This window comes from Mycolicibacterium agri, from assembly GCF_002553505.1.
In the GTDB taxonomy this organism is placed as follows: domain Bacteria; phylum Actinomycetota; class Actinomycetes; order Mycobacteriales; family Mycobacteriaceae; genus Mycobacterium; species Mycobacterium agri.
Genome location: NZ_PDCP01000206.1, coordinates 1 through 1,355 on the forward strand (window position 1 = coordinate 1; position 1,355 = coordinate 1,355).

At 65.2% G+C, this 1,355-nt stretch carries 1 protein-coding gene; it reads left to right on the forward strand.

Features of this window, described 5'->3' with window-relative positions:
- Window positions 1-54 precede the first annotated feature (54 nt).
- A protein-coding gene (locus CQY20_RS33760; protein WP_097945737.1) for an IS3 family transposase occupies window positions 55-1,325 on the forward strand; the annotation gives its coding sequence in 2 pieces (ribosomal slippage) (window positions 55-328 and window positions 328-1,325; 1,272 coding nt in all).
- The last annotated feature ends 30 nt before the right edge of the window (window positions 1,326-1,355 follow it).

Sequence of the window (1,355 nt, forward strand, 5' to 3'; positions counted from 1 at the left end):
TGAACCACCCCGGGTTTGATGCACACCTTCTTTCGAGGGAAGGTTGTTCGCATCATGGCGAAGAGGTACGACGAGGAGTTCAAGGTCCGGGCGGTGCGGTTGGTCAGTGACCATGCCGAGGAGTACGCCACCCGCACGGGGTGTATCAGCGCGGTGGCCAAGCGGTTGGGGGTGTCATACGAATCGCTGCGTCGCTGGGTCAACCAGACCGAGGTCGACGCCGGCCGGCGTGACGGGGTCTCGACCGATATGGCGCGGGAGAACCGAGAGCTCAAGCGCAAGAACCGCGAGCTTGAGGAAACGATCGAAATCCTCAAGGCGGCAACAAGTTTCTTCGCGCGGGAGAGCGACCCGCGACACCGTTGATCTGTGCGTTCATCGCCGAGCATCGCGCTCGGTTCGGGGTCGCTCCGATCTGCCGCGTGCTCTCTGAGCACGGCTGCCAGATCGCCCCGAGAACGTTCTACGCCTGGCTGAGCAGGCCCCCGTCAGCGCGGACGCTGTGGGACACCGTCGTCACCGAGGTGCTGGCCGGCTTCTACGAGCCTGACGAGCAAGGTCGGCGCAAGCCGGAGTCGCTGTACGGCGCCACCAAGATGTGGGCCCACCTGCAACGCCAGGGCATCGATGTGGCCCGCTGCACGGTGGAGCGGCTCATGCGGGCCAACGGCTGGCGTGGGGTCACCCGGCGCAAGAAGGTCCGCACCACCATCGCCGATCCCGCCGCGGCGCGGGCCGCTGATCTGGTCAAGCGGCAGTTCCGGGTGCCGGCCCCCAATGTCCTGCTGGTCGCAGACTTCACCTACGTCCGGCTGTCGGGCGGGGCGTTCGTGTACACCGCGTTCGCCATCGACGCCCACGCCGGCCGGATCGTGGGGTGGACCTGCTCGGCCAGCAAGGAGGACCGGTTCGTGCGCCACGCGATCCGCCATGCCGCGCAACTTCGTATTGATGAGGGTAATCCGTTGTTGGGCAACACTATTCATCACAGTGATGCGGGCTCGCAGTATACGTCTGTGCGGTTCGGAGAAACGCTTGCGCTGTCCGGGCTGGTGGCCTCGATCGGCACGGTCGGAGACGCCTTCGACAACGCCTTGGCGGAGACGACGATAGGGCTGTACAAGACCGAAGCCATCCGCGACGACTCACCGTTTCGCCGCGGCCCGTTGCACCGCCTGACCGACGTGGAATTGCTCACCGCCGAGTGGGTGCACTGGTACAACACCGACCGGCTCATGCACCGCCTGGGCCGCATCCCACCCATCGAATACGAGAACGTCCACTACGCTACAAACGCGGCCCACTCAGAGGCTGCACACCCATAAACCGGTGTGCATCAAACCCGGGGTGGTTCA